This window comes from Vibrio sp. TRT 21S02 (genome assembly GCF_050113675.1).
Classification (GTDB): Bacteria; Pseudomonadota; Gammaproteobacteria; order Enterobacterales; family Vibrionaceae; genus Vibrio.
On sequence record NZ_JBNJOI010000005.1, the window covers coordinates 320,128 to 343,518 of the forward strand.

At 43.3% G+C, this 23,391-nt stretch carries 21 protein-coding genes; 8 read left to right on the forward strand and 13 right to left on the reverse strand.

Annotation, left to right across the window (positions count from 1 at the left end; all coding sequences use genetic code 11):
- Window positions 1–9: 9 nt before the first annotated feature.
- The 10 genes from ACQEXU_RS09190 to ACQEXU_RS09235 all read right to left on the reverse strand — a co-directional run bounded on the left by ACQEXU_RS09190 (window position 10) and on the right by ACQEXU_RS09235 (window position 11,699).
- The gene (locus ACQEXU_RS09190; protein ID WP_427010566.1) at window positions 10–870 is read right to left on the reverse strand and encodes a CheR family methyltransferase; all 861 of its coding nucleotides are present in this window, start codon (window positions 868–870) and stop codon (window positions 10–12) included.
- Window positions 855–3,254: an aerotaxis transducer Aer2 gene (gene aer2, locus ACQEXU_RS09195; RefSeq protein WP_427010567.1), complete on the reverse strand. Its 2,400-nt coding sequence runs from the start codon at window positions 3,252–3,254 to the stop codon at window positions 855–857. The genes ACQEXU_RS09190 and aer2 overlap by 16 nt, the downstream gene beginning before the upstream one ends.
- A 10-nt stretch (window positions 3,255–3,264) precedes the next feature.
- A complete protein-coding gene (locus tag ACQEXU_RS09200; RefSeq protein ID WP_427010568.1) occupies window positions 3,265–3,729 on the reverse strand; it encodes a chemotaxis protein CheW in 465 nt (154 codons plus the stop codon).
- A 2-nt stretch (window positions 3,730–3,731) separates the two neighbouring features.
- Window positions 3,732–4,241, reverse strand: a complete 510-nt coding sequence (locus ACQEXU_RS09205; protein ID WP_427010569.1) for a chemotaxis protein CheW — start codon at window positions 4,239–4,241, stop codon at window positions 3,732–3,734.
- Between the two features lie 8 nt (window positions 4,242–4,249).
- Window positions 4,250–6,343: a chemotaxis protein CheA gene (locus ACQEXU_RS09210; protein ID WP_427010570.1), complete on the reverse strand. Its 2,094-nt coding sequence runs from the start codon at window positions 6,341–6,343 to the stop codon at window positions 4,250–4,252.
- Between the two features lie 43 nt (window positions 6,344–6,386).
- Window positions 6,387–6,746: a response regulator gene (locus ACQEXU_RS09215; protein ID WP_367990487.1), complete on the reverse strand. Its 360-nt coding sequence runs from the start codon at window positions 6,744–6,746 to the stop codon at window positions 6,387–6,389.
- Window positions 6,724–7,032 (reverse strand): STAS domain-containing protein, encoded by a 309-nt coding sequence (locus tag ACQEXU_RS09220; RefSeq protein WP_367990486.1) that lies wholly within the window; start codon window positions 7,030–7,032, stop codon window positions 6,724–6,726. The genes ACQEXU_RS09215 and ACQEXU_RS09220 overlap by 23 nt, the downstream gene beginning before the upstream one ends.
- A 329-nt stretch (window positions 7,033–7,361) precedes the next feature.
- Window positions 7,362–9,386, reverse strand: coding sequence for a tRNA(Met) cytidine acetyltransferase TmcA (locus tag ACQEXU_RS09225; protein ID WP_427010571.1), 2,025 nt, complete (start codon window positions 9,384–9,386; stop codon window positions 7,362–7,364).
- Between the two features lie 116 nt (window positions 9,387–9,502).
- Entirely contained in the window at window positions 9,503–10,474 is a 972-nt protein-coding gene (locus ACQEXU_RS09230; protein ID WP_427010572.1) for a ParB/RepB/Spo0J family partition protein, read from the reverse strand.
- A 7-nt stretch (window positions 10,475–10,481) separates the two neighbouring features.
- On the reverse strand, window positions 10,482–11,699 hold the full coding sequence (locus ACQEXU_RS09235) for a ParA family protein (protein WP_427010573.1): 1,218 nt from the start codon (window positions 11,697–11,699) through the stop codon (window positions 10,482–10,484).
- Between the two features lie 397 nt (window positions 11,700–12,096).
- On the opposite strand from ACQEXU_RS09235, the gene ACQEXU_RS09240 reads away from it, so the two are divergent.
- From ACQEXU_RS09240 to ACQEXU_RS09250, 3 genes are all read left to right on the forward strand, one after another.
- The gene (locus ACQEXU_RS09240; RefSeq protein ID WP_427010574.1) at window positions 12,097–12,228 is read left to right on the forward strand and encodes a hypothetical protein; all 132 of its coding nucleotides are present in this window, start codon (window positions 12,097–12,099) and stop codon (window positions 12,226–12,228) included.
- 732 nt (window positions 12,229–12,960) lie between these two features.
- Complete coding sequence (locus ACQEXU_RS09245) at window positions 12,961–14,931, forward strand: replication initiator protein RctB domain-containing protein (protein ID WP_427010575.1); 1,971 nt, start codon at window positions 12,961–12,963, stop codon at window positions 14,929–14,931.
- 400 nt (window positions 14,932–15,331) lie between these two features.
- Window positions 15,332–16,720, forward strand: a complete 1,389-nt coding sequence (locus ACQEXU_RS09250) for a glycoside hydrolase family 1 protein (protein ID WP_427010576.1) — start codon at window positions 15,332–15,334, stop codon at window positions 16,718–16,720.
- Window positions 16,721–16,796: 76 nt separating this feature from the next.
- On the opposite strand, the gene ACQEXU_RS09255 is transcribed toward ACQEXU_RS09250, so the two are convergent.
- The 3 genes from ACQEXU_RS09255 to ACQEXU_RS09265 are packed head-to-tail and all read right to left on the reverse strand — an operon-like array spanning window position 16,797 to window position 19,044.
- Window positions 16,797–17,267 (reverse strand): transcriptional regulator, encoded by a 471-nt coding sequence (locus ACQEXU_RS09255; protein ID WP_427010577.1) that lies wholly within the window; start codon window positions 17,265–17,267, stop codon window positions 16,797–16,799.
- The gene (locus ACQEXU_RS09260; RefSeq protein ID WP_427010578.1) at window positions 17,267–18,199 is read right to left on the reverse strand and encodes an ATP-binding cassette domain-containing protein; all 933 of its coding nucleotides are present in this window, start codon (window positions 18,197–18,199) and stop codon (window positions 17,267–17,269) included. Before ACQEXU_RS09260 ends, ACQEXU_RS09255 begins: the two co-directional genes overlap by 1 nt.
- Complete coding sequence (locus ACQEXU_RS09265; protein WP_427010579.1) at window positions 18,196–19,044, reverse strand: ABC transporter ATP-binding protein; 849 nt, start codon at window positions 19,042–19,044, stop codon at window positions 18,196–18,198. Before ACQEXU_RS09265 ends, ACQEXU_RS09260 begins: the two co-directional genes overlap by 4 nt.
- A 360-nt stretch (window positions 19,045–19,404) precedes the next feature.
- Here ACQEXU_RS09265 and ACQEXU_RS09270 point away from each other — a divergent pair, with 360 nt between their 5' ends.
- From ACQEXU_RS09270 to dcuC, 5 genes are all read left to right on the forward strand, one after another.
- A complete protein-coding gene (locus tag ACQEXU_RS09270) occupies window positions 19,405–19,602 on the forward strand; it encodes a PA3496 family putative envelope integrity protein (protein WP_427010580.1) in 198 nt (65 codons plus the stop codon).
- Window positions 19,603–19,766: 164 nt separating this feature from the next.
- Window positions 19,767–19,976: a DUF3283 family protein gene (locus tag ACQEXU_RS09275; protein ID WP_367990477.1), complete on the forward strand. Its 210-nt coding sequence runs from the start codon at window positions 19,767–19,769 to the stop codon at window positions 19,974–19,976.
- Window positions 19,977–20,063: 87 nt separating this feature from the next.
- The gene (locus ACQEXU_RS09280; protein ID WP_427010581.1) at window positions 20,064–20,780 is read left to right on the forward strand and encodes a YebC/PmpR family DNA-binding transcriptional regulator; all 717 of its coding nucleotides are present in this window, start codon (window positions 20,064–20,066) and stop codon (window positions 20,778–20,780) included.
- Between the two features lie 317 nt (window positions 20,781–21,097).
- The gene (locus tag ACQEXU_RS09285) at window positions 21,098–21,955 is read left to right on the forward strand and encodes a MurR/RpiR family transcriptional regulator (RefSeq protein ID WP_427010582.1); all 858 of its coding nucleotides are present in this window, start codon (window positions 21,098–21,100) and stop codon (window positions 21,953–21,955) included.
- Window positions 21,956–22,029: 74 nt separating this feature from the next.
- Window positions 22,030–23,391 (forward strand): C4-dicarboxylate transporter DcuC, encoded by a 1,362-nt coding sequence (dcuC, locus tag ACQEXU_RS09290; protein ID WP_427010583.1) that lies wholly within the window; start codon window positions 22,030–22,032, stop codon window positions 23,389–23,391.

Sequence of the window (23,391 nt, forward strand, 5' to 3'; positions counted from 1 at the left end):
CTGGACGCCTCATTGTTTAACGTAAATGGTGTGCCCAAGATGGTGAAACAGCGGAGCACATGCCCCTACACTTTCCGAATGACCGATGAATAAGATTCCATTAGGCTTAAGCATTTGATGGAAGCGAGTGATCAGCGCTTCTTGTGTCGGTTTATCGAAATAGATCATGACATTTCGACAAGAAATCAGATTGAACTGCTTTTCAAAAGGCCACTCTTCGAGCAAGTTCAGTTGTCTAAATTGAACTAACTCCTGTAACCCCTTAATGACTTTTATTTTATCTGCGTTACTTCCTTTTCCTTTCACAAAGCATTTTTTTAAATACTGAGCAGGAATACTGCTGATCGTGTCTGCATCATAGACACCCTGTTGTGCTTTCGTTAATACCGCGGTATCTAAGTCAGTGGCATAGAAGTCCAACTCTTCAATCGAGTCAAATGCCCCAGAGCAATATAATGAAGCGATAAAACTGTATGGTTCTTCCCCTGTAGAACAGCCAGCCGACCACATTCGGATCTTCTTCTCACCTTGCTCACGCCACTCTCTAAGCAAAACTTTTTCTAAGAACTCGAAATGATGGTACTCACGAAAGAACTCGGTTTTGTTGGTGGTAAGGCTATTAATGAAGTGGATTCTTTCCTCCTCATCTCGCTCAATATACTCACGATATTCCTCAAAACGAGACAAACCCAGCCGCCTCAATTGACGGCTGACTCTGCCATAGACCATGGCCCGCTTTCTATCTGACAGATAAATTCCAACAGTTTTGTGCATAAACCACTGAATGAACTTAAAGTCTTTATCTGTCAGCTCAAATTCTTGTTGCGATGCCACATTCGTCTGCTCCGTACGAGTTAAAACTCTTCCCATTCGTCTCCTTCCTCATTCATTTTGAAGTTGGTGTTGGCGACTCGGGTCGACCGGAGCTCTCGTACATTACTTTTTTGCCCAGTGTCTTTAGTCTGCTTTTTTGTTTCAAATGTGGTGATGTTGTTGTCGGTTGAGAAAAAATTCATGAGGTTGAGCAGTTCTTTACCTTCATCTTTTAGTGACTGACTTGCCGCCGAAGTTTCTTCTACCAATGACGCATTTTGCTGGGTCATCTCATCCATCGTCGCAACAGCACGGTTGATTTCATCAATACCGGTTGATTGTTCAAGGCTGGATGACGCAATCTGAGCAATCAGCTCTGTCACTTTCGCTACCGCGTCAACAATCTCATTTAAAGTCTCTCCCGATTCATCCACTAAACGGGAGCCTTCATCTACTTTTTCAACACTGTCTTTGATTAAGCCTTTGATTTCTTTAGCCGCCGCCGCACTGCGTTGCGCAAGGTTACGAACTTCGCCTGCTACCACTGCAAACCCACGACCTTGCTCTCCGGCTCTTGCCGCTTCCACAGCCGCATTCAATGCCAATAGGTTAGTTTGGAAAGCGATTTCATCGATCACGCCGATAATGTCTGCAATCTTCTTACTTGCAGTATTGATTTCAGCCATAGCAGCCACCGCTTGACCTACCACATCACCGCCTTTGCTGGCCTTTTTCGCCGCATCATCCGCAAGCGTGTTGGCACCTTTTGCGTTATCTGCATTCTGACGAACCGTTGCCGTCATCTCTTCCATACTGGCTGCCGTTTCTTCTAAGTTTGATGCTTGCGCTTCCACACGTTGACTTAAGTCATTGTTTCCATCCGCAATTTCCGTTGATGCAGTGGCAACCCGAGCGGATGATTGGGTGATTTTATCAACCATATTGCGCAAGTTGAGAATCGACGTATTCACCGCTTCAGACAAACGGCCAAACTCCCCTTGATTACTGTCAGACATGTTTTGGTTAAGATCACCATCCGCAACCTGACTCATCACATCAATGCACTGTCCAAGTGGTTTAACAATGGTTTCAAGCAAGCTATTGATGCCATCACCCAGCTCTTTCATAAAACCGCTGTAGACAGTGGTATCAATACGCTCATTTAAATCCCCAGCAATCGCCCTTTGTATCAGCGCCTCAACTTGACGTTGACCATCTTGTTGCTCAGTGATGTCTTCCCATTGCAATGCAGGGCCAATGTAATTGCCTTGTGCATCACGCATCGCAATACAGGTCAATTTGAACTCTAACCCACCAACTTTTATATCCGACGTAAAGGGGAGTCGGTCTGGATTGGCGATAATGTTGCGCTGGTGGCTTGGGTTCTTATGGAAAATATCAATGTTTTTGCCTACAAGATTACTGGCATCAAATCCTGGCAGTACGCGTTGAAGATCACTTTCTCGGTCTTTTAATAAGCTGCTAAGTGACGGATTGAGGTAAGTAATAATGCCATCTTTATTGGCCATCATCAGATTTGTTGTCATGCCTTCAACGGCAGATGCTAAGCGGCCTATTTCTTCTTCTTTTGCCCGCTCTTCAGTCACATCCTGCCATTCCAGCGTATTACCGATGTAATTGCCTTGAGTATCTCGTATTGCAGCAACATTCAGTGCAATTTTCAGATCGCCAATCGTGATGTCAGTGTTATAAGGTAAGTTATTGGGATCACCTAACAGTTGGCGTTGATGAGCCGGATTACGATGAAACTCATCAATACAACGTCCCATTAACCAATCTTCGCTGGCCGTAAAGCCCGACCACACAGAACGAAGCGTTGCCTCATGTTTGCCGAACAGGGTTAAGGTTTCTTGGTTGATATAGGTAATACTGAAGTCGCGATCGATCATAACCATGGCGGTTTGCGCTTGATCTACAGCGGCTTGAAGACGGGTAATTTCATCCTGTTGTTTGAGTTGCTCAGTCACATCTTGCCACTCGAGCGTATTCCCCACATAATTTCCCATTGCATCAATGATGGCACCGACGTTCAGCTCGATTTTAACATCTTGAACACTGATGACAGTTTTGTACGGCAAGTTTGCAACACTCGACAGAAGCTGTCTTTGGTGCTGCGGATTCGCATGAAAACCATCAATACAGTAGCCGATCAAGAACTCTTCATTCGCGCGAAAATTCGGCCAAATCGATTGGAATAGCACTTCGTGATGCTGCAACAAATCAATGGATTTCTGATTGACGTAAGTAATTTTAAAATCTCGGTCAATCATCATCAAAGCCGTTTGAGCCGCATTGAGTGCCGATAAAATCTGCTCTTTGGAAATACCCCCTGAATCTTGAGGCTGCTCCATGAGCGTGTCCTGTGCTGGCGCTACAAACTGTTGCGTAGCAGGTTCCGTTCTGCGTTTAAAAAATCCCATGAGTCACCTCTTACATTAATGCTTCTTCTACTGACGCCTCGTTCAGCCCTGCTACATCAAATAGAGCCTCAAGGTTTATTAAAATTAAATGTCCATTTTCTACAGCTGCGATGCCACGGATATAACTGTGGTCGACTGTCGGCGCCACCGCAGGTGCTTCCTTAATATTGTCATCACGAAGGTCATAAACCTCCGATACAGCATCAACAATAATCCCTAGCGGGTGCTGTTGCTTGTCGTTCAAAACAATCACCACCGTTGTCGCACTTATCTGCGCTGGTGCAAGACCAAATCGCATACGCAAATCAACAATCGGAACATACTCCCCCCGAATTTCTAACACGCCCAGCATGTAATCGGGTGAGTTCGGTACTTGACGAACATCCGTCCATCCTCTTACTTCACGTACATCAAGAATGGGGACCGCATACTCTTCACTATCTAATACAAAGCTTAAAAATTCTTCCGTCATCATGTTCAAGCCGCCCTTAGTATCCGATCTATATTCAACAGCTCTTCCGTGCTGAGTAACGACATTACGTGTTCGCCGACATTGATAAGTCCCTGTAGGTATGGCGTCACCAATGACTCGCCCACTGCTGGATAGAGTTCGTTCTCGCCCTGACTAACGACGTCGCTTACGGCGTCAACAACCAGTCCCATTAGACGTTCTTCATCATCACTAACGGAGCGCAATACAATCACCACAGTTGTCGGTAAATATTCACATTGGCTTACTTCAAAACGACTTCTCAAATCGATCACAGGAACAATCATGCCGCGTAGATTAATCACCCCTTTTACGTAAGAGGGAGAGCGAGGAATGGGTGTCGGCCTTTCCCAAACCCGAATTTCCTCTACATCATTAATCTCAACGCCATACAATTCGTTTGCTAAACGAAAACTGAGGAAATCTGCGCTTTCATTCGCCTCATCACTCATGACTCCGGTAGGCACTTCGACAATATTTTCTTGTTCAGAATCCATGCTCACTCCTATGCCGCTTTACCTTTGTGCGTAGCCTCAGCATTCCGATTAAGGAAACTGGTGATCAAACCTTGAACATCAAGAATCAAAGACACGGAACCATCACCAAGAATGGTAGCTCCCGATATTCCCGCTACTTTGCTGTAGTTTGATTCGAGGCTTTTAATTACGACTTGTTGCTGGTCGAGCAATTCATCCAGTAGCAAGCCAACTCGATTTCCTGCGGCTTCAACAAAACAAAGAATTCGGTCATCTAGAGAGCCGCTTTCACCCATTTTTAGCTCTTCTTGCAACCTTAAAATTGGGATGTTTTCTTCACGTAAGCGATAGAGTTCAACTCCACCAGAGGCATACTTGATGCAAGACCGCTCTATTTGAATTGATTCAACGATGGTCAGGAGCGGAATCACATATACTTCACCGGCCACACGAACAAGCTGCCCATCAAGAATAGCTAATGTCAAAGGTAGGCTAATCGTAAAACAACACCCCTTCCCTAATTCAGAGTTCACTTCAATATGGCCACCCAGCTCTTCGATATTGCGTTTAACCACATCCATCCCGACTCCACGACCTGAGATGTCAGAGACTTGTTCTGCCGTCGAAAAACCCGGTGCAAAAATCAAGTTCATCACTTGTTTATCGGTCATTTCTTCCCGTCTTGTGTCCGGAGCCAGCACGCCTTTTTCAAGTGCTTTGTTCCAAAGAGTTTCACAATTCAGTCCTGCACCATCATCCTTGACTTCAATGACAATAGAGCCACCTTGATGAAATGCATTCAGCTCTATCGTCCCTTGCTCGGGCTTTCCTTGATTTAAACGTTGCTCTGGTTGCTCGATACCATGATCAATGCCATTTCTTACTAGATGAACAAGAGGATCGACGATTCGCTCCAAAACGGTTTTATCCAGCTCGGTTTGCTCACCTTTAATTTGCAAATCAACCTGCTTTTCTAACCGTCCAGACAGATCTCTCACCAATCGTGGAAAACGACTGAAAGCAAAACTCATCGGCAGCATGCGTATGTTGAGTACGTTTTCTTGTAAGTCTTTACTGTTTTGCAATAGCTGAGCTAAACCTGCTTTGAGTTTCTCTAACTTATCGATGGTAAAGTCATTGCCAATTTCGGTAAGCATGGACTGGGTGATCACAAGCTCACCGACTAAATTGATCAAGCCGTCAACTTTATCGATATCGACACGAATAGAGCTGACTGCAGAATCTGTTTTTGTCACTTTTGTGGCTTTGTTTTCACTGACAACGGGTGGTGAAGAAGCAGGCTCTTCTTTTTGTGGCATTTGTGGGGACGGCTCTGCCGTTGCGGGTATGCTTGATGAATCTTGAACTTTAACTTCCGGTGTGCGTTTTTCGATGAGTAGCTCACATTCATCTTCAACCCACTCAAATATTTCCTCAATATCTTCTTTAGCGATGCTTGCATTTAACTGAAGATGCCATTTCAAATAACACAGCTCAGCTTCCATTTCTGCAAGCTCAGGAAGGCTGTCTAACAAAGCTTCAATCTGACATTGATGGTCGAGCTCTTTTACCTCGCGTAGTATTCTTAGCGGATCATTCCCGCTAAAGAACATTTCTTTATGTGGTTCAAAGCTAACAAACCAATACTCACCATCTTTTGGGGCATTGTGATTTTGTGTTTGCTCATTCTCGATTGGAGCCGATTCAGATTGAACCGCGGAAGAAACCTCCGCACCTTCATCCAATAAATGGTGCAGTTGCTGACTGACACTATCGCGTAGCTCAGTATCAACATCATTACCAAGCTCATGCCCTTCCAGCATGCTGCGAATGCAATCACCACTTTTTAGTAGTAAGTCGATCGTGTCACTTTGTAGCTGACGCTCTTTATTCCGTACAAGATCTAAATAAGCTTCTACTGAGTGGGTAAACTCACTGATATCGCGTAGATTAAATGTCGCTGCGCCGCCTTTAATTGAATGAGCTGCACGGAAAATCGTATTAATAGTTTCGTCGTCAACACAACTGATGTCGAGATTCAGTAATACGTCTTCAAGAACTTCGAGATTTTCACGACACTCTTCGTAAAACATTTTACGAAGTTGTTCCATGTCTAAAGCCATTGCACATCGCCCCCGTATAAACTGACGTTGTTAGTATTATTTTTTAAATAACGCGCTTAAGCGTTTTCAATAAGGTATCGGGATTAAATGGCTTTACTAACCACCCAGTTGCGCCAGCATCTTTTCCTTGCTTCTTTTTTTCTGCACTGGTTTCTGTGGTTAGCATCAGTATAGGAATGAATTTGTATTGAGGCTTATCTCTTAACGCTTTCACTAGCTCAAGCCCGCCCATATTGGGCATGTTCACATCGGAAATCACTACATCAAATTTAGTTGAACCGACTTTTATTAATGCGTCTCGGCCATCATTTGCTGTTTCTACGTCGTAACCTGCATCTTTTAATGTATGACTCACCATTTGACGAATGGAAATTGAATCATCAACTGCCAGAATCTTTTTCATTACATAGCTCTCCAACATCCAGTGTTAAGTTAAACACGTCCTGCAAACCCAATGTATTTATGCCTTCCAGCAATAACTCTGTGGGTTGCGAGAGCTGAATATCTATTTGGTTACTTTTTGCAGTAAGAAAGAGAGAGGTTAACGCTTGGATTCCGGCAGCATCGGTTCTGGCAACATCAGCAGCATCTATAACTAACGATGTATCCTTTGAAAGCCATTCTTTATACTGGTTGGAAGAATCGATTACCGTAGAGATATCCAACGAATCTGCAAGCTTAAGTTCCATGTTTCAGTCCACATTTATTTTTATAACCTAGCCGATATAGAGCACCGTGCTTAAAAATGAGTGTAGAAACAAATAACTATTTAGCAAATGACTAATATACGAAAGTTCATCGAATTACCGCATAACACTTGCTAAAAACAGCTAATAAGTTGTTTAGTTTTAGATACTTAAGAGAACGTTATACAGAATATAAAAACTGACTAAAAAAATACGGTAATAGGACTTTCTTGTCATCCTTGTCTTGATAGAAAGTTCATCGGTTTAGCGTAATTTACAGTGTAAAAGTTGAAAGGGGTTTTACACTGTAAATTAATGAAATAAAGCTGGTTTTACAGTGTAAATCTATCAGCTCTAATTAAGGTATGGATGTCTGAGCGGAATTGCGCTTCAGCTTGCTTCTGACCGGTGAAGCCAAGTTCACTGACACAATCTTGCCATGAATGGTGCTGCAGCAGTTTTCTTATCACCAAATCGGTCGCGTCTGCAATACGAACAGGTTCGGTTTTTAATAATCTGACAAGTAGAAAAGCAACGCTATCGTAACTCGCTCCACCGTCTAGATAATTATCAACAATAGCAGGAAGTCGTTGATTGCTACCGGAAGCATCCATTTTATGCCACAAGTTACGCACCATGTCAGGTTCAAGATATTGCAATATTCCAGACAGCAAGAATGGTAGGCTTTCACTAAATAGATTCGTTGCCTCATCTATCCAATGCACATTTCCTTGAACCATAATAATCGAATGGCATCCACTCGCTTGATCTCGCTGTGACCCAATACGGATAACTCGATAACCATTCTTGTGCCAAAACTGAATCAACTCTGGTGTCGCACCAAAGCTTGTGGACAAGAAAGGCGCTGCATGATCATGTTTAAGATGATGAAGCATAAGGCTGCCAAGACCATTCTGTTGAAGCTCAGGATGAACCGCGATACGCATGACACGCAAACTGTGTATCGTTGCGGCTTCTTTAATTCCAAGATTATTGGCAATCGTCAGCGGTACTAAATGCCCCTTAGGTCGACGCCTACCTCGCTGGACATCATTAATTAACTCCACATCCAGTTCACCTTCTTTTACTGTCAGTATGCAACCCACACATAGTCCTTCATACTCAAGAATAAAGACTGAAATGGCAGGATCGCGTAGCAATAGCATTAAGTCATTGGGTGAGGTTTGATAATGAGCATTAACTAACAATGCAAAACAAGCGCGCAATAAACCTGTGTCAGTAAGCAATGTGGATTTGCTTACTTCTCGAAAAGTACATTGTGATGGAACGATTGCAGGTGGCGGATTTAATCCCGCATCCAATAAGAATGTCTGGTAAAGCCATTGCTCAAGGAAATCACCTTCCATCCAACGAATGGGTTGTTGCAAATGATAGAAACGACTGCCACTTCTGTTCTCTTTCAACCAAGTTTGGAATTTAAGAGAAAAGCCGCGCCCACATCCTTCATAACCATGTATCGTGGTAGAAAACACCATACGATGATAGCGCGCCACCATATTTTTAAGCATCGGGATTGGAATAGAAGATGCTTCGTCCACTAACAGCAAATCACATTCGGGACCCGTTCGGATTATTTCATCCGGCGCAATGAATTCCAGTTTAGAGTCACCAAACTCAAGAACGCCTTTCTTTTTGAGGTCGACAGATAACGTGCTAGCTGCATGTTCAAAAACTGGAGTGACGGATGCAAGAGATGGAGCAGTAATAACAATATGAATAGCTCGATTAAGCATAAGCTCTGCAGAAGCAAGACCAAGTGCACTGCTCTTCCCTCTTCCGCGATCGGCCGTCATCACCAGTGGACGTTTTCGGTGCCCGGTCACAACCCGAACAATATGTTCAATCGCAAGTTTCTGTTCAGAAAAAGGAGCGGCATCAATTTGAGTATCACGATTGTTTGCAATGCACGAAAACTCAGGGACAGGTTTATTCTCAACAACTGAAATAAGCTTCGAAAATGCATGCTCCATCCATTTCTGTGCATCGTCTTCTATCTGATTATGAGGAGGCAAAACAATAAGAATTCCGCCCCCAACAAGTGCACCTAATGCCGCACTGAAGCTATTTGCATCAAAGTCATCAGAAAAGTCACAGATAAGCAGCTGACATTCTTGGCCGAGAAGAAACTGCCCTTTCTTAATCGAAACCTGTTTCGTCACGCCAGCGCCATGACACTCCCCCATGACAAAAACCGTTTTTTCCTTGAATAACTCAAGCAACTCAGCAATACGAGATTGTTGCCATGCTTGGCTCCCCTTCAACACAAGCCCCGCACGTTGACGGTTTTTACTGGTAGAAGAAAGCAATTGAGAAAAGAAGAGTTGATAGGAAGACATGTCAGATCCGAAGTAACGATACTGATGCGATTATATACTCAACCAAGCATGGTTGGTACCGCAGGTTACTTGGATAAAAAGGACAAAAAAAGCCGCTGATGCGGCTTTTTAGAGGATTACTTTAATTTGCTTTCGACAAACTCGAGTATCTGTTGCATGGTTTGGTCATCGACCTTTTTCAAGGTTAGAGCCAAATTATTTCCCTTACGGGTATAAGTTGCTCGGCCTTTAATCAAATCGACTTTCGCACTTTCTGCTCGTTTACTTGGTGCAAGTTCTTCAATCCAATCTTCGATGGTTTCAGACACTTCTTTAGTAATACGTGCCACACCTTGTGCAGTGCTTCGTTGCCAAACAAATCCTTCTTTTGATTGGCAGCGCTCTAACAATTTTCCGCGATTTTCGTCACTCAGTTCGTTAAATTGCTTGTGAAGCTTCACAATTGTTGGACGACCTAAATCAGCGACATTTGGATACGCTTGCAACAGTTCTAATGGCAAATCTGCCGCTTTTAATGCTCCACTCACCAATGCTTCGCTGCACTGGAACATTTTCGCGAGTGCTTTTTGATCTTCTGCTTCACCGCTGTTGAGCTTCGCGAGCATTTCCTTGCCCTTTTCATACAAAGAAAGTGGCTTATGTGCGTTAGCAACATCAGAAAGGAATTTAGCATGTTCACTATTGATGCCTTCAGCAACGTAAATAAGAAATTCTTGTCCCGCTAAAATACAGGACATGCGACGACGGCTACCATCAAGAACTTCGATTTTGCCATCTTCACGTTTACGACCGACTGCCGGATATTGCTGTCCTCGCTCACGAAGTGTCGCTAACACATCCGACAACGCATGCTCATTTAAGAACGATTGTTCACGGGCGTTATCTGCAAAGACCACGGTTTGATCCGCAACTTGCTCTGCAGGAATACGCACTAATTCAAATGCAACAAGCTCTTCACCTGCTACAGAAAGCTCAATAAACTGAGCTTGTTCTTTTGCTGCTTGCTGAGCTTCTTGAGGTGTAGAAGCTCGGCGTTTATTCGATTTACCAAATAGTCTTGCGTTTAAATCTGACGTCTTAATTGCCATTTTCTACTTACCCCTGATTTAGTGATGACCAGTTACTGTGCAGTACACGCTCTAATTCCAGCGCACTCTTTTGTACTGCATCTTGAGCGGTGGCCAATGTTTTCTTGCCCCCTTCAAAATCACTGACTGTGAGATCAAAGACAGTACTGTAAGTGTCGGCACATGTTTCAAATGCACGACTACGCGGAATGGTAGCCATCATAACTTGGTCGCCAAGCAGGTAGTTCATTTCAGTAAGAACGGAAACCTGCTTCTTATTGTCATCTTCAAACATTGTTGGCATTAAACGAACAAACTCCAGCCCTTTCCAATCCTCTGGGAACATTTCATACACAGTTGGCAAGTGCTGGAAAAAGTTAACCGTTGAAGCCCAGTCCAAACGTTTTGCTGCACATGGAATCAATAATGCGTTTGATGCGTACATCGCATTCCATACCAGTGGATCAACGTGTGGACCAGTATCAATCATGATGACATCAAACTCATCCGCAATCTTATCGATCAGCTTTTCTTTAAGGAGTTTCACAATGTCGAGTGACTGGTTCTGAGACAAATATTGCCATGCTTCAGCATTAAACATAGCGTCTTCTGGGAATGCAGAAACCGTCTTAAGATTTGGGTATTGCGTTGGTAGCAATACATTCTTCTGCAAAAATTCTTTGTCGACCTCTACCTCTTCAGGCACGTTATCCAACATCACATCCACAGCGGAATAGATATTGTCGTGATCTGCAACACTGATTTGCGGGTTAAGGAAAAGGCGTAAAGAGCCCTGAGGGTCCAAGTCAATTAAACAAATACGGTAGCGCTTTTCAAGATTCAGCGCGAGACATGCAGCCAGATGTACCGCTGTCATGGATTTACCCGTTCCACCTTTCTGGTTTTGAACATTGATAATCCACGGTTTATTGTCTGAATTTTTTTTGCGTTCATGGAATTTTGGCATGCCAGCCGCATCCATCAACATATGAGCTTCTTGAAGAGAAATTGAATAATGGTTCGCATTATTCTTAGTAAACTGATGCCCTTCAACTTCCATTTTGCTTATCGCATCATCAAGCTTGCGGCGAGTCAGGCCAGAACGCGTTTCCATTAATGCTTTCGACATTGCAGGAAAATGTTCTTCACTTCTTTCTTCTAAAACTATCTCTATACGGTCTGCCTGGACTTGCGCAGTTTGCTCAGCCAGTTGGATGAGATTCTCTATTGTCTGTTCTCTTTTCATTGCCAATTTCCGTTATTAGTCACTGATTTCGATTGTACAGCATTTAATTTTATTAACAATAAAAAGGTGTACATCCATATATAGATTAAAATCACATTAAATAGAAAATCTATTAGCAAATTAATGTTATCGAATCGAAATAGTACAAAAGTTGATAAAATATCGCGTTTATGAAGCGGTATTTCGCATCACAAACAGGCAAAGAATTAAAATGTTACACCGTCACTTATTTACAATGTAAAATGGAACTATTGAGCCTAAACAACATCAATACTTCACGGAACGATTAATTTTTCTTCCCCAATTACGGCATGTGTCATTTCAACTGAAAATTTCCCTTAAAGTGACAACACTTTGTAAAATTAATCCATGATGTAAAAACGGAGGAGTAACGTTCATGCACAATCCTCGAAACGATGATCAAGGAGAGTCTGATGATCATGCTTTCGAAGGTAAAATGGAATATAGGAACGATGATCAAGGAAAATTCAACTCAAACATTGCGTTACTATCATTCCATAGCAAATGATCGTTTTTCGGATCAATGATCAAGTAAGTGTACTTTCCGGAAGCATGTAAATTTGAGGCTAAATTACGGTAGAATGCAGATGTATACTGGATTTCAGTCTTGGCGCATCTAATAATAGACAAAGTCGGAATAGCAACGTCTTGCCATTCATAAACCACTCCTATACTTGATCATGCTTTCGAAACACTGAACACAGTCGTCGTTAGAACACCATTTAACACTTTTGTGTATTTCAATTTCGTTTCTGTTTAATTAATAATCAAAAGAAGGGAAATGCGATGACAAATGCAGTTTCCTTGATCATCGTTTCGGACAAATTAAGCGGTTAGAGATGTAAATTTGTTTATCGACAATCCATCGTTATTCAAGGGGTTGTGGATAAAGTGTGTAGGGGCCATGATCATTCTTCAGTTACTTCATTGATCATGCGTTCGGCTTTTTAATGATCATCGTTGCGAGAACTTTTGATCATGCTTTCAAGAACTTAATGATCATGCTTTCGCTTGTGTCATGATCATGCTTCTGAAAGCCAAAAAAAATTCCCCTTTCAAAACAAAAAGTTAAAAGCAAACTCTTGCCCTGATCAATAGATCATATAATCAATTAAGATCAGAATAATCAAAAAGATCAGTTATTTAAAACAACAATTTTTTTCTTTATTTATGATCTTTTTTTCTTTATTCTTCTGGAACTATAGCGATATTACGGCTAGTGTGATACGGATCATAATAAATGAGCTCAGAAGAAAAGATATTAATTAAAGCGCCACGTAGCCACAAAGACGGGCATTTGTTTGAAGTTTCAGAAACCGCAGTTGATTGGATCGATCAATATCAACACTTCAAAGGCGTCACCAAAAGTATCGTTGAGCTTCTTAATCTAATTTCTTTGCGCGGCTTTCGCAGCCAAGATGGATTGGTATCAACAACAGAATTGATCGATGCGACTGATGGGCAACTGACCAGAGCCGCGATTCAACAACGCCTTAGAGCGGCTGTGAACATTGGTTTATTTAACCAAATCCCTGTACGTTTTGAAGAGGGACTTGCTGGCAAAACCATGCTGCATCGCTTCGTAAATCCTAATCAATTAATTTCAGTGCTTGGTTCAACCAGTCTTGTGACGGAATCGGTAAAGCAAACCGAAAAGAAAAAACGCTCAAAAGCACTGGCTCAGACTCAAGTTAACCAGCGTTTGCTGAGTGAGCATGGCTTGAACACGCCACCAGCCATGAAAGATGAAGCGGATCAGTTTGTTGTTTCTCCGACAAATTGGGCTGGGATCATCGACCAAGCGTTAGCCCCACCACGTACACGCAAGAACTATCAAAAAAGCATGGTTTCGATCTCTGGCACAAGGGCAGTGATCGAGACACGATCATCGAAAAACATCATGACGGTTGATGATCTGATGACGTTATTTGCATTGTTCACCTTGACGGTGCAATACCATGAGCATCATCAACAAGAGTACCAACTGGATGGTAAAGCGGTGCCAAACAAAACGCCGTTGTACATCACGGATATTTTATCGCTGCGGGGTAAGAAGGACAGTGGCCCAGCTCGTGACTCGATTCGTGACAGTATCGATCGCATTGAGTATACCGATTTTCAATTACATGAACTGACGGGTCGCTGGTTAAGTGAAAACATGCCAGAAGGCTTTAAGAGCGATCGTTTTCGTTTTATAGCCCGTACCATTACCGCGTCGGAAGAAGCCCCTACAGAGGGTGCTGACGGCGAAATACGCATAAAACCAAACCTATACATCCTAGTATGGGAACCTTCGTTTTATGAAGAGCTGCTGACTCGCGACTATTTCTTCTTGTTCCCACCAGAGATCTTAAAACAGCACACCTTGGTGTTTCAGTTGTATTCTTACTTCCGTAGCCGCATGTCTCGCCGTCATACTGATGTTATGTTGTTAAGTGAGTTGAACCAAAAGCTGGCAAGAAATATCGAATGGCGACGTTTCTCGATGGATTTGATCCGTGAGCTGAAAAAACTGTCAGACGGTAAAGGGAACGACGAGTTTTTTGTCGTGAACTTGTGGGGTTACCACTTGACGATCAACGCAATGATCGAGAAAAACAAAGTTCAAGACTACCAGTTTGATATTAAGTGTGACGCTGAAGAAGTGCTGAGGTACTCTCGCGCTCGAACAACGAATGCGGGTAAACGTAACATGGCACCAACCCTGCCAAACCCATTGCGTAATGAGATGGTGACAAAGCAGCAATTGGATGAACTGTCACAGATCATCGATGGTGAATTTGAGCCTATTCAACGCAAACCCCGTTCGCCAAAAGGCAATTTAGGTCGCCGCGTGAAGCAAAGAAAGCACTTGGTTGAAATCAATGCGGACGAGATTACCATCACTCTATCTAAATATACCTCTCCAGAGGCTCTAGAACGCAGTATAACGGCTTTAGCAGCAATGACAGGGCATTCACCTAACTCAATCAAAGAAGAGTGTGACGAGTTGATAGAGAAGCTTGATTGGCTAAGAGTGGGTGAAGAGGTGATGCCTTATGAAACGTTAAGTAAGATGGTCGAGCTCTACAATAGCCAAAGTGAGAGTAAACATTTGTCGATTGAACGTTTGATTGCTGGTCTCGCGGTGCGCCGGAAAGTGTGTAAACAAGTATTTGAAGGCCATTTAGATGAAATGGTTTTCCGCGTGTTAGATGAAGTCGCTATTTGATCACCGTATTGCGTTTAAAGTATGAATGTTTTAGCTCTCAAGCCAGTTAATGAGTGAAGCATAAACAGACAGAGTTACGACATAACGTTGACATGTCACTGACATAGCACCACGGGTGGTTGCTATTATCAATCTCGAATAGACAACCTTTTGTCCTTTCTGATGAATGAGGGATCTGATGATCCCTGATAGATTGGCTCATATTGTTACATTCATTCTGAATTATTTTGCGAGTTCTTTTGAACTCGCTTTTTTTTGCCCCAAATTTCCCTCTCAACGATCTCTATAACGTATCTTCAATGCTTAAAAACAGGAACAGCATCAATGGGTTTCTGACCTCATTTTGTGCGCTATTTTTAGGCTACTATGCGCGAATAAATCAATTATCTCGGTGAGCTTAATGGCATTTCCAAAACACTTTCTATGGGGTGGCGCTATTGCTGCAAATCAGGTTGAAGGGGCTTTTGATTCTGATGGTAAGGGACTTTCAACGTCAGATATGCTGCCACAAGGGATATTAAGCCCTCATCAATCCAGAGCTGAACGCGTTTCTGGGATCAAAGATCACGCGATCGACTTTTACCATCGTTACCCTCAAGACATCGCACTATTTAACGAGATGGGTTTTACCTGTTTGCGGTTATCGATCGCATGGACTCGGATCTTTCCCCAAGGTGATGAAGCTGTGCCTAATGAAGCGGGGCTTCGTTACTACGATCAGATCTTTGATGAGCTTGCGAAATACAACATCACCCCATTTGTGACCCTTTCTCACTATGAGATGCCTTTCGCGTTAACTGAAACGTATGGAGGGTGGGGGAGTCGCGCGCTGATTGGCTTCTTCGAACGCTATGCTCGATGCGTGTTCGAGCGCTACCGGAATAAAGTCAAGTTATGGCTTACTTTTAATGAGATCAACATGTCTTTGCATGCGCCATTTACAGGCGTAGGTCTGCCAGAACAAGCCAGTGAAGCTGAGATCTATCAAGCCATTCACCATCAACTGATCGCCAGTGCTCGAGCGGTTAACCTCTGCCATCAGATCATTCCTGACGCACGTATTGGAAACATGCTACTTGGTGCGATCAACTACCCCTATACCTGTGATCCTGCAGATGTCATTGCTGCTATGCAAGAGAACAACAAATGGTTGTTTTTTGGAGATGTGCAGACGCGTGGTAAGTATCCTGGTTATATGCTGCGGTATTTCCGTGAAAACGGTATCGAATTGGATATCGCCGATGGAGACCTAGATGAATTGGCCAGTGCCAGTGTCGACTTTATTTCATTTAGCTATTACGCCAGTGGTTGTGCTAGTACGGATCCGAAGCAAAAGGAAGTTGGCAACATCATTGACAGCGTCCCAAACCCTTACTTAGAGAAAAGCCAATGGGGTTGGCTGATTGATCCGAAAGGTCTGCGCATTTTGCTCAATCTGCTTTATGACCGTTACCAAAAACCGCTGTTCATTGTTGAAAATGGGTTAGGTGCACGTGATGAGCTTGATGAGGATGGTGAAGTGCATGACGATTATCGGATTCGTTATCTCAATGACCACCTTGTTCAAGTGCGAGAAGCGATTCTTGATGGGGTTGAACTGATGGGATTCACCAGTTGGGGGCCGATTGATCTAGTTGCCAACTCAACGGCAGAGATGAGCAAACGCTATGGCTACATTTATGTGGATCGCCATGATGATGGTAGCGGTACATTACAGCGTAAACGCAAGAAAAGCTTCTACTGGTATCAGGAAGTGATCCGTAGCCATGGTGAATCGTTAACTGATTGATAAATAGAGTTTTAGAAAGTCCAATTACGGAAAGATGATCAAGGAATATCCCTTGATCATCTTTCCATGTTTTCACTTATTGCAGTGAATGATGGCCTTGATCATGGTTCCGAGATTCATTCCAAGATTGCATGGCCATGAAGTTGACGTGTGATTCGATCAACTGATGAGACTCTTGATGCCAATGTGATGTTTCTTGCTGGTTGCAAAACTCTAACGCCAGTACCGTGAGGTGCTGCATTCGCTTCATGCACCAATCTTTCAATGCCAGTTCACTTAGCGGGTTACATACAATCGCTTGTAGCTTAGCGTATGCCAGCTGCAAGTATTGATAAGCGGTTTCTGGGTTTTGATATTGGTTATGATGAAAAACACGTAGGCAGCCATCAAGCCAGCAAGCAATGGCCTTACTTTGTAGATCCGTAATGCTTGGTCCCCAAATGGCGTCAGGGGGCGTGAGAAGCAATGATCGCAATGTTTCATCTTGATCATGCTTCCGGTTTTGATACCAATGGCTGATTTGTTCTACCCACGCGTCTAACTGCATTATGCTGCCTCAACCCATTTCTTCACAAAGTGATTTGGTCCTACTTGATCATGCTCTGACTGCACTACGGCGCTGGTTGCACGAATTTCATCAGCGTCTATCGAATAGTTTGGTTCACTTTTAACCAGATTGCCAAATGGAAGATCCGGATCTGGGACCGCAGAAATCAATAACTTAGTGTATGGGTGTTGTGGATTGGTTAAGATCGCTTGGGTATCTCCCCATTCCACAATTTGCCCTTTGTACATCACCGCGGTTTCTTCCGCAATATAGTGGGCGGTGGCTAAGTCGTGAGTGATGTACAAAAAGCCAATGCCGAGTTCTTTTTTCATTCTCTGCATTAGATTCAGCACGCCTAAGCGAATCGAAACATCAAGCATGGAAGTTGGCTCATCCGCCAAGATCACTTCTGCTCCAACGGCCAGTGCACGGGCAAGGTTCACTCGCTGTCGCTGCCCGCCGCTGAGTTCATGGGGGTATTTTTCTAGCGTATCAGGGGCGAGTTCCACCAAATCGATCAGCTCGTTTAATTTCGCTGGGATCGCTTGATTGTTTTTGACCTGTTTATGGATCTTAAGCGGGCGGGTAAGGTGGTGAGCGATGGTTTGAGTCGGGTTTAGCGAACCAAACGGATCTTGGAACACCATTTGGACCTTGCTTCGGTAATCAAGGATCTCGCGACGCTTTTGCAGCTCGTTAATATTGCGACCATGAAACAAGATCTCCCCATCTGTTGCAGGGTACACTTTGGTAATGAGCCGCGCACAGGTACTTTTGCCACAACCGGATTCGCCGACTAGTGCTAAGGTTCGACCTTTATGCAAATTAAAGCTCACCCCTTGTAAGGCACGAAATTGCTCTTGTGAAGCAAAGCCACCACCGATGGTGAACTCTTTGACCACATTGTGTAATGAAATGATGGGTTCACTCATGCCAGTGCTCCTTCTGCTTGGTGTTTACCTTCATGGATATTGGGGAATGAAGCCCACAGCTTTTGCGTATAACTGTGCTGCGGGTTATTACGGATTGCTTTTGAGTGATTCACTTCAACGATTTCACCATGGCGCATAATGGCAATGCGATCGCAAAGTTGGCTCATTAAAGCCAAATCGTGTGTGATGAACAGAACCGAGAAACCGAACTCCTCACGCAGCTGGTATATCTGCTGCAAGATCTCCCGTTGCACCACAACATCCAATGCCGTCGTGGGCTCATCCATAACGATCAATTTCGGATTGAGTGATAAGGCGATGGCGATCACTAAGCGCTGACGCATGCCTCCGCTGAATTGGTGCGGGTATTCCGTGAGTCGTTCGTGTGGAATATTGACCAGATCGAGCAGCTTTTCCGCACGGTCTTTTGCTTGAGCGTTAGACATGCCTTTGTGGTGACGCAGGACATCAGCGAATTGCTCTTGTATTGTCAGGACGGGGTTGAGTGAGTTCATCGCACTTTGGAATACCATGGCAATTTCGCTCCAGCGCAGTACATTAAGCTCCGCGTCTGAAAGGCGTAACAGGTCACGCCCCTCGAAATGGATTTGACCGCCAGAGATAAATGCAGGCGGCTTATGTAATCGGTTTATTGCAAAGGCAATCGTGCTTTTTCCGCATCCTGATTCACCTGCTAAACCGAAGATCTCACCTTTGCCAATATCAAAACTGACGGATTTTACCGCTTGGAAATCTCCGTTGTCGGTAATGTAATCGACGCACAAATTACGCAGCCGTATGATCGGGTCGGCATGAAAAGCATGCTCAAGTAACTTAGAACTCATAATGACACTCACCAATAGAAAAGATAATGATTATCATTAACTGTTATTTTTCGAGAGAAAAGAAGTGAACAGAAAAACAGTGAAGTGAGTCGAAAAACAAGGCTGAGTGTGGTTAGAGAGTAAAGGAAATTAAGAATAGAAGCGCAAAAAAACTGAGAGCTGGATCAGAGTCGGTAACTTGGGGTGAATCCTTTAAATGTACTGTGTGCTTTTCAGGGGTGCAAAGAATAATTGAGCATTTTATTACTCGCATGCAGGTTATATTAGCGAAATCACATTCTCGGGCTAAAATTCTTAACATGGGTTAGGCGCTTTGCTACAGATTACCTTGTTTACAGCATGGTTTGTTCGGAGGTATTTATGTCCATTAATTCAATTGACCATGACGAAATGACAAGCATGACCAATAAGTGGGATTACACGGAAGAGGTGGAGACACCGAAGCTAGCCAAAGGCGTTAAATCTGCTGAAGCTCGTCGCCGCATTGAAGCACTGCGAGAGATTCGTGAAAGCGGTTTAACCATGGAAGAAGCACGAGAGCTTGGCTTGATCCACTAAATGTGATTGCGAACTCAACGCGAACTGGGGTGACTTTAGGGTCACCCTTATTATTTTCTACCATTTATTGATCTTAAGCTGATAGATTCCTTACCGCGCTTGCCAATTTGCCTCTGGAATATGCTATATTTCGTCTCCACATTTTTACTGATTTGAGTGTTCGCATGTCGATTAATCTGTCTTTGCTTCCTGCAGACGAGAAAAACAAAATTGAGCTGGATAAACAGGCGTCTTTTTTGGTTTGGAAAATGAGAGAAGCGAAAGCGGGCCCTGATGAAATTGATTCTACAGCGGCAAAGATAACCGATGATGCTGAGCGAGAGTGCTTTCTTCAATCAGTAGACAAATATAAGCGAATGATGGGTGTCGCATAGCCCAAAGGCTCGGCGGAGTGGAAATTGAAAAGCCTCCGCTTTTTGCTAAAATCCTCCGCGTTAAATTGAATAAGAGAGAACATCCCGATGGGAAGAAGTTTTGAAGTGCGCAAAGCCTCTATGGCGAAAACTGCAGGCGCAAAAATTAAAGTTTATTCCAAGTACGGTAAAGAAATTTACGTTTGTGCGAAAAATGGTGGTTCAGACCCAGACATGAACCTATCGCTTAAGCACCTGATTGCGAAAGCGAAAAAAGACCAAGTGCCAGCACACGTTATCGAAAAAGCGATCGACAAAGCCAGTGGTGGTGGTGGTGAAGATTACCAACCTGCACGTTACGAAGGCTTTGGCCCTGGTGGTACAAGCGTGATCGTTGACTGTCTGACTGATAACGGTAATCGTACTTTCCAAGATGTTCGCCAATGTTTTGTTAAATGCGGTGCGAAAATTGGTGTTGAAGGTTCAGTTTCTCACATGTTTGATCACCAAGCGGTGTTCCAGTTCAAAGGCGATGATGATGAAATCATCCTAGAAACGCTGATGATGGAAGATGTTGATGTGACGGACGTTGAGCTTGAAGATGGTGTGATCACTGTGTTTGCACCTCATACTGAGTTCTTCAAGACGAAAACAGCACTAAACGGTGCTTTCCCTGAGCTGGCTATTGATGTCGAAGAAATCACGTTTGTTCCTCAGACTCACACACCTGTTGCTGGTGAAGACGCTGAGAAGTTCCAGAAGTTCCTCGATATGCTAGATGACTGTGATGACGTGCAACAGGTTTACCATAACGCTGAACTGTAATATTACCGTATGTCTAAAAAACCGAGCATTATGCTCGGTTTTTTTATACGTCATATTTGAAATGTATAAAAAAACGATGGGAAAATTAACTTCCGTCTTTTTCTCATAATAATTCCCTCATCTTATTGACTATAATTACTTCGATAAATTTAAACCTTTCAATAACATTTTTAATAATCATATTAATAAACATTCAGTACGAAAATTTTTTTTACTACGTTAATCACAGTTTAATCATGGGAAAAATATATTCCCTTGAAGGTGCCACCTAATTTGCAGGAAAATTCTCCCATCAGCCACTATGGATGGGAAAAAAGATGAACAAGCAAGAGTTTATCGACACGATGAATGGCATTGGTCCGCTTACTCCAACGGAGAAGCTGATTGTTAGTTATTTTCTAAAAAATTTTCCCATGTTGCCCTTTGCCAAAATGGATGAGCTCTGCAAACACATCGGAGTGGGTAAGGCGACGCTCGGGCGCTTTCTTAACCGCCTAGGCTTTAGTGGTTTTATTGAATTCAAAAAACAGGTTTCTCAAGACTTAGTTCAAGAGCTGACAACCCCCATTGATCGTTGTCAACGCAGCGCTTCCTCCCACACACAGGAAGGGTTACTAAGTACTCACTTTCAAGAAGTGATGCGTAATATGGAAGAAACCTATCAAACACTTTCTCACAGTGATTTTGATCAAGCCATAGAATACCTGCTCAACCCCAAAGGGAAGCTCTATGTAATGGGCAGCGCATCTGCCGAGGCTTTATCAAACTACTTTTATCTTCTGGCTCGGTATCTAAGAAAGGACGTTGTGCTCCTCAAAGCCGATGCGTCTACTTTGCCTCATCAGTTGGTGGATGTGGATGAAAACGACACTCTACTGGCTATCTCTTATCATCGCTTTTCTAATATTACCGTGCGTTGTGTTCGCTGGTTTCATCAACACGGTGGGAAAATCATTGTTCTTACCGACCAGCAAGTTAACCCATTTGTTTCGTATTCAGATATCCAATTTGCAGTAGAAAGCCAGAGTGAAGGTATTTTCAATAACCGAACCGCTGGCTTTTCGATTATTGAAGCTTTTATTAAAGGCATGTCTATTAATCAAGATAAGGATAAAAGATTTACTCGAATAGAAAGAACATTTAACGAGTTCGATATATTTAAAGATAACCAATAACGTTTATTACCTACATATATAAAAATATAACCACTCTCTTTTATTGAAGGGAATTAATTATTTAGAGGTGTAACATGATTACATACTTAGCCATACCTATTATTTTAGGTGTCGGATATTTCATTGTTAAAAAATACAATACTCAAGCCGTTTTATTATTAGCAGGTTTATTAATGATCGCATTGGGTGTGATGAGCGGCCATGATGACTTTATGCCGAAGGGCGGAAAACCAACGGGTGCAGCGATAGTCGACTTTTTCGAAGTGATTAAAGTCATTGCTTCCTCAACGCTCGCGAAATTGGGCTTGATCATCATGGCGGTCGGTGGCTTTTCCAAGTACATGAGCCATATTGGCGCGGCAAATGCAATGGTCCAAATTGCCACTAAGCCACTTTCGTACATTAAAAACCCATACCTAGTATTGGCGATGGCTTACATTACCGGCCAGTTGATCAACATCTTTATCCCAAGTGCAACAGGGTTAGCATTACTACTTCTTGTTGCCATGTACCCAGTACTTGTTGGGGTAGGGTGTAATCCAGCAGCGGCTGCCGCTGTGGTTGCAACAACGGGCTGTTTGGACTTAGGGCCAGCGTCATCCGCTGCCAACAAAGCCGCGGAAGTGTCTGGTATTGATGTGGCGACGTACTTCGTTAGCTATCAGCTTGTGGTTTCGGTAGCCGCAATGATAGTGATCGCTATGCTGCACTTTGTTTGTCAGCGCTACTTTGATAGAAAAGATGCAGAAAAAGGTGTGAAACACGAGTTTAATCTTGAAGAGAAAGAACAACGTGACGTGCCAAAATGGTTTGCGATTCTGCCTGTACTTCCGTTAATGCTGCTTCTGACCTTCAGTAAGTTTGCCATTACAAGCATTCGTATGGATGTGGTCACTGCTATGTTTATCTCGCTGTTTGTTGCTATGGTGTGTGATTTCATCGTCACGCGTGATGGTAAATCTGTGGCTGCATCTTTGAAGGTGTATTTAGATGGTATGGGCGCGGTTTTTGCGAGCGTTGTGAGCCTGATCATCGCGGCAAAAGTCTTTGTAACTGGTCTTGGCTCTATTGGTTTCATCGGTTTGCTACTGAACTCAGCGTCTAGCTTCGGGTTTGGTTACTTAGCAATGGTATTGGTGCTTGTGGGTATCATCACCCTAGTTACTTTATTGTCTGGTTCTGGTAATGCTTCTTTCTTCAGTTTTTCAAATCTGGCGCCAGATGTTGCAGCTCAAGTCGGTGCTCCAATTGCAGCGGTTGCACTACCAATGCAGCTTGCTTCCGGTTTAATGCGCTCTGCTTCTCCAGTGGCTGGGGTGATCATTGCATGTTCAGCGGTGGCCAACGTATCTCCAATTGAGTTGGCGAAACGCACCGTGATCCCAATGGCTGGTGGCCTAATTACCGTATTGGCGGCGTCACAACTTCTTATCTAA